General features: G+C 36.2%; 2 protein-coding genes and 1 pseudogene. All 3 read left to right on the top strand.

Going from position 1 to position 7,221, the window contains the following annotated elements; translation table 11 throughout:
- The first annotated feature begins 468 nt into the window (after window positions 1-468).
- Window positions 469-1,119 carry a response regulator transcription factor gene (locus QZ824_RS10085; RefSeq protein WP_291275893.1) on the top strand — a complete coding sequence of 217 codons (651 nt, stop codon included), beginning with the start codon at window positions 469-471 and terminating at the stop codon, window positions 1,117-1,119.
- A gap of 97 nt (window positions 1,120-1,216) precedes the next feature.
- Entirely contained in the window at window positions 1,217-6,214 is a 4,998-nt protein-coding gene (locus QZ824_RS10090; RefSeq protein WP_291275894.1) for a PKD domain-containing protein, read from the top strand.
- 50 nt (window positions 6,215-6,264) lie between these two features.
- Window positions 6,265-7,221, top strand: a pseudogene (locus QZ824_RS10095) (hypothetical protein); the annotation flags it as partial.

Genomic DNA, 7,221 nt, shown 5'->3' on the forward strand with positions numbered 1-7,221 from the left:
TCACCATTTGCAACCGATGTTGCATAATACTTTTCAGGCGCTGACATGTCCTGAGGGTTCTTCTTAGGAAGAATCTTAAATTTAATTGCCATAATTTTTACAATTAAATGAAACAATAGTTAGTTAGCGAAGTACATACTAAAATGGTATGCCTTTATGCTTTTACAAAGTTTAAAAATTTGTAGGAAAAACAAAAGTCAAAGTTATTCACAATTGAACGGAGTTTTTAACAATAATGCATTAAAAAAACATGAATCTATAACATCATCTACTAGAGTCAGTGGCGCTATCAACTTGTAAGACAGCTTTAGTCTAATTTATCTATTTTGAAATAAACAAATGCCTGTAAATGATCAAAAAAAGGCATAATCTATAACAAAAAACATAAAATTTATTAAATTAGTATAAAACTTATAATACAATAATTGATTTCTCTATATTTGAAACAACAACACAATACCAACAAAAATGATTAAAATTGCCTTACTTGATGACCATCCGTTAGTCAGAGAAGGATTAAAGCAACTATTATCTAACTCGGGAATAAAAGTAGTATACACCTCTGATGATGGTTATAACTTTTTAAAACGATTACCCACATTAAACATTGATGTTGCGGTACTAGATATTCAAATGCCAATTATGGATGGTTTTGAAATCAGCAGACGAATTAGAAAAATAAATGCTGACTTGCCAATTCTTTTTTTGTCTTTTTTAAATCCTAAAAATGTAATTCCTATCATTTTAGAAATTGGTGTAAATGGATTTATTTGTAAAAATGAAGAACCTGAGCAATTAAAAAAAGCCATTGAAGAAGTTTTTTATAATAAATTCTATTTTGACGATTCTTTGAAAAAAATGATCAAAAACCCTTCTTTTTGGAATAGTATAGATCATCACACATGGCCTGTAATACCTAAAACAATCCTTACATCAAGAGAGATAGAAATCATCAAAATGATGGCACAAGAAATGAGTAGTAAACAAATTGGAGATCAATTATGCATTAGTTTGCGAACTGTAGAAATGCATCGCAGACGCATCATGGAGAAAACAGAATCTAAAAATAGTATTGGTGCCATTCTATTTGCTTTGAAGCATAATATTATTGAGTTATAGTAACTATCACACCCCTAATAAATTACGTGTAAACACGTATTGTTATATGTAATTTGTACATCTATATTTACAGAAATAACATTTAATTAATAAAGTTATGTTAAAATCTGTATTACTATTTCAGCGGAAAGGATTACTATTAGTCAGTCTTTTTTTGCTTTGTTTAACTTCGGTTAACACCTTCGGACAATCGGGTTCTGGACTCCTATTAAAATGGGATAAAGAAGTGGGTTGCCAAATGTATCAATTTGAAAAAGAACGATCGGTATACCTAGAGAGTATCGGAAGTTCAGAGTGCATTCGTGTCTGTGAATACAGTCAAGTAACATACACGCTCCAAAACTTACCAACAGGAGCTACCACAACTTGGAATGTTGTAGGAGGATCAATTAGTAACCCAACTAACAATACCTGTGTCGTTTCTTGGGGAACAATGGGTTCTGGCACGCTATCCTTTTTAATCACTGTAGGAAACGTAGTCATTAATAAAACCGTTTGTTTTGAAAAAGTAATTTCACCTACGGCCAAGTTTAAAATAGCGCCTCATGAGCCTACTGAACAAATATATGCCTGTAGTAATCAAAACCTGTTTTTTAACAATTTATCAACCGCAAATGGAGGAAGTGGTTTAGTAAATTACTATTGGGATTTTGGCGATGGTACTACCTCTACTGCCTTTGAACCCACGCATGCATACATTGAAGAAGGACAATATACTGTTTATCTAAAAGTAACTAATGCTTGTCATTGTATTAGTGAAACTAAAATGGAAGTTATAATAAAGACAAAAGGATTTGAAATTTCTTGTCCTACTGTAATCTGTGAAGGACAAACAGAAACATATTCCCTACCTTTTGATGGAAAAGAAATATGCCAAGACCACTATAATTGGGAAGTACAAGGAGGAACAATTTTGTCTCAGGCTGGTGGTAATGTAGAAGTAATATGGGATCATATAGATGAATTAGGTTTTGGGTATCTAACATTCATTCCTGAAGGTTGTCAATTAGAGTGTTTACAACCTACTACTGCTAAAATCCCAGTCATACAAACAAAAGGAACTATACAAGGGCCACATTCTCTTTGCAAGGGCGAACAAGGAAAATACAAATTACCACAATGGCCAACAACCGATTTCCAATGGGAAATAGTAGGAAATACAGGAAATAATTTAGCACAAGTAATTCCAACCGACCAACGTAATGAAGTGATCATTACTCCCTTAGCATCAGGTACTTTAACACTGCGTGCCACCTACATGAATACCTTATTACATTGTGGAGGTACAGCTGATTTTATCATTGAAGTAGGAAAAACATTTAAAATTGAAGGCCCTGATAACCTCTGTTTAAATGAACCTATGCCTTATACCAATTCTGAAAGCGTAGCATCAAACTGGACATTAACTACAGCGCAAGGCGTAACAGTTACCACACAAGAACAAACAGAATCATTCTATTATGAATTCACCACACCAGGCAACTACATCTTAACCACAGAAGCACCTGGATATTGTAAAAGTAAACAAAAAGTAATTACTGTTTTACCAATACCTACAATTCCAAATGGGGTGATGGGAACTACAGAGGTTTGCCCAAATTCTACTTACACCTACACCATACAAAATCCTGATCCTAACTCAGAATACCGTTGGTGGATTATTAATGGATCAGTAATAGGGTCGGATATGGGAAACCAAGTAAATGTAACTTTTAACGGTACATTTCCTGCTTACATTAAACTTTATAAAGTATCATTAACCCCAATAAGTTGTGTTTCCGAACCTAAAATAATCACAATCAACAGAATACCTGTTAACGCCACCATCTCGGCTAATAATACAACCATTTGCGCTAATTCATTAGCTACTTATCAAGCATTAGTACCTGGAACTTCAACACTTCATACGGATGGTGATACCTACACGTGGAGTCTTGCTAATGCATCTGGTTCTTATCCTGCACATACACTAGGTAGTGTATCAACTGGACAAGGTACAAACGCTATTGAAATTACTTGGAATAACGTAACAACTATAACAACAGTTGATTTGGTTTTAACTATTGGAAAATGTAATTTAAATCCAGCACCACAGTTTATAAAACACATTACTTTATATCCTAAAGCACAAATAAGTATTTCAACGCCAACGAATCCAATTTGTGGAGGAAGCTTATATCCAGTAACGTTTAATGTGCAATCAACTAATGGCGTACCTCTATCTCCAACAGATGTGGTTACATGGAATATAGGTAGTGGTGATTTTACCACTGCACCAGGAGTGTTTACTTATACAACTAATTTCAATAATACATCATCATCAAACATTGGAGTACCTATAACGGCCTATATTGCTAATGCAAACGGTTGTGGACGAACCAATACGGCTAATTACTTATTGACAATTTTACCTAATCCACCAGCAATTTTAACCTTAACAAGTCCTGCTAATGCATTTTGTACAGTAAGTGAAATTAATGCTACAGTAACCATTTCATCAAATATCAGTGGATTAAGTTTCACTTGGTACAGAAACGGTTTACCATTGTCGGGGTATACTGGAACATCTCTTAACATTACTCCAAGTTTAGGTTTTGGATCTTATACATTTAGAGTCACAAATAGTAATGGATGTATTGCTGAATCCAATCCAATTCGAATTGTTCAAGTCCCATGTGATCCTATCAATTGCTTCACAAATGAAACAGTTATAAACAACTCTTACCTTAGTGCTTGCGGACAAATAACATTACAAGGTAGCTATACAGGTACTCCTATTTCTACAGAGTTTAACATCTTAGGACCAAGTCCTACAGATTATAGTATTAGCGGAAATACCTTAACCGGAAAACCAGGAAATTATAAAATAATTTACAAAGTAGTTTTACCGTGTATCAACGGAGGATACGGAACATTTACGAGTATAAAAGATGTGGTAATCCCTTATATGCCCGACTTTAAATATACAGTTCAATGTAATGGGAACAATACCTTTAACGTAAATTTTATTGATAATTCTAATTTTTATGACCCAGTTACCAATAAACAAATTCGTTTTTATTATAAAGCACCTGGGGCTAGTACTTTTACAGGACCAATTACCTACAACCCTAGTTTAAGTGTATTTGAATTGAATAATGTAGCGGCAGGAAACTATATTTTTAAAATAGAAATAGAAGGTACCTTAAGCGGTACCCCTACTTACATTTGCAGCAAACAATACACGGTCAATTTACAAGGAATTAACCCTTCCACTGCAATTGTGGTAAATGGTGGTGGTGCAATAAATTGTCATGATAAATCTATTAAATTTAAACTTTCAATAGCTCCTCCAGTAGGTTCTTCTGTACTTTGGAATTTTGGAGATGGAGCATCAAATACAAGACTAGATGTTGATAAAATTTTCAATACCCCTGACCATTATTACCCTGTAACCTGTACCATAACCAATGCCTTAGGATGCAGCACTGTCTTGTCAACAAATGTTTACATTCCTAAACCTTGCTTTTCAGGAACTCTTGTAGCCAATCCAATCAATGCCGCTGTTTGCGAAGGCCAAGGCGTTACCTTGAGTTACCAAGCCGGCAGCAACGAATGTACCATAAGTCAATACACTTGGATGAACGGCAACAATCCTATTCCAGGAGCTACTAGTAATACCTTAACAGTATATAATACTGGGTTCTATTGGGTAAAAGTAAAAAGTAACACAGACTGTGATTATTATACCCCTAACCAAATTAAACCCGTATTTAATGTACTGCCTAGCGTCAAGTTTCTAGGAGCAACGAGTTTTTGCCAAAACGATGCCATCAAAATTAAAATCAGTTCCAATGGAGAAGTAAAATGGTACATGGACGGCATTTACTACCCGCAATTTGACAACTCATTTGATGGAGATTTTACAGGGCTTTTAGCTGCTGGGCCTCATACGATTAGTATTCTGGTTAGCTCCTATTCGGGCTGTACTAAAACCTTTACTCAAAACATAGTGGTAGAAGAACCTATCCATAACATTGCCTTCGACATACAAATACATTGTGATCCTTATGAGGTAACCATCAAAGCCTTACCGTCTAACGGTAGTAACATTCAGTACAATTGGAGCAATGGAGACACTGGAAACACTATGGTAGCAACCCATGGTGGACCTTTCGAAGTAACAGCAACAACCGGAGGCTGTAGTACGAGTGCACAAATAGTAATCCCTAAAAGCCCAGAAGAATACGTATGGATTTTTCCAACAGGTTGCTACCAAGACTGTAGTACCAATACCAACTACTTAATTGGACCAAATGTTCCGCTGAAATATTGGAGCTGGAACAATGATAATAACTCCCAAAGTTCGGGCTATTCTAGTTTTCCTTCTCCTTACACTTTAACAAAAGATGGAGCCTATACTTTTACCTTAAATACAGGAGCCTGTGAACTTGAATCCAAACCGCTACACTACACAACTACTAAATGTGACGAGTGTAAACTAGAACGTGTGAGTGTGGATAAAATTACTCCTATTGATGGTCCTTTTTGTGCCTATACCGCTACCTTGTATATTGTAAGCAATTACACGTTTCCTATCCAAGTTAGTCTTAGCGATGAATTCAATAACGTAATCATCATTCCATCTACCTTTACCATACAACCTGGAGTAAGCAGTATCATTCCAATTACCATCATTCCGCAAAGTCCTTTCACAGGTGGAGTAACGGAATGGAACCTGCAAGGTACGGTAACTTACAAAGAAAAAACATTTGAATGTCTCAATAAATTAATGATAGACATTCCTACTTGTGAAGGAGGAGGAACAAACAATAAAACGGCCGATAGTACACTGAATAAAATAAATACAGGCATGGAATTAACTTTGTACCCTAATCCCGTACAAGAACGACTAACGTTAGAATATAAAGTACCGAACCAAAATAGTTTATTAGAAATTTATGACATAACGGGGCGTTTAATTGATAGAAAAAACTTATCTTCGTACCAAGGACAACTTTCAATTAGTACCCAACATTACCCTAGTGGGATATACATCGTGGTACTGAAAGACGGAACGGAACATATATGGCAACAAAAAATAATTAAAAACTAACTTTTTAAGAGGTAGGCACCTGCCTGCCTCTTTTTTTAACACACAACCGTATGAAACAACTTTTACTTTTTTTAGGCAGTTTAAGCTTTGGTTTAACCACTTCTACTGCTCAATGCTATCAAAACTTAAAATTTGGAGGAACACATACCATAGGCGAAAGTAACAATGGTACCTTGTGGGGATGGGGATTTGGTTCATATAGTCAATTAGGAACAACCAATGAAACAGAACCCTTACCGATACAAATAAGCACAACCACCGATTGGAACCGCTACTATTTAGGAGCTACAACAACTTTTGCCATTAAAGACAACGGCACCCTATGGGGTTGTGGTAGTAATTACAACGGTCTATTAGGAATTAATACTTCTATTCAAACTTTCAGCACCTTTCAGCCTATAACCAATGCTACTAATTGGTTTAAAATTTCTCCTGCTCAATTTTATACCCTTGCCTTAAAAACAGACGGTACCCTTTGGGGATGGGGCATGAACAACTACTACCAATTAGGCTTTGCCCCTGCCATTGAACAACAAATGACTCCCGTACAAATTGGTACCGCTACCGATTGGGTGGATCTTTCCAGTGGAACCAGTGGTACAAACTTTGCTATTAAAGCAGATGGCACCATTTGGGGATGGTTGGCACAAAAAAGTGATGGTACCTTGTGGTCGTGGGGAGAAGGAGCTCCTATGGGAATTGGTGCTAGCATCCCTACTACTACTACCGCCCAACAAATCAGTACTGATACCTGGAAATATTTCTGTGCTGGATTAAATACTTCGTTTGGGATTAAAAGCGATGGTACCCTTTGGGCTTGGGGACTCAATTACAACGGACAAGTAGGCGACGGTACCACCATTAATCGCTATTATCCCGTGCAATTGGGTAGCGATACCAATTGGGACACCGTACAAGCCAGAGACTTTGAAACCTTCATGGCTACTAAAACAGACGGTACCGTATGGTACTGGGGACAAAATTACTATGGTGAGTTTGGAAATGGT

The organism is Flavobacterium sp. (assembly GCF_021151785.1).
Lineage (GTDB): Bacteria > Bacteroidota > Bacteroidia > Flavobacteriales > Flavobacteriaceae > Flavobacterium.

Excerpts from the sequence above, each read along its gene's own strand:
- QZ824_RS10090 (WP_291275894.1), top strand. The coding sequence starts at position 1,217 with ATGTTAAAATCTGTATTACTATTTCAGCGGAAAGGATTACTATTAGTC.
- QZ824_RS10085 (WP_291275893.1), top strand. The coding sequence starts at position 469 with ATGATTAAAATTGCCTTACTTGATGACCATCCGTTAGTCAGAGAAGGA.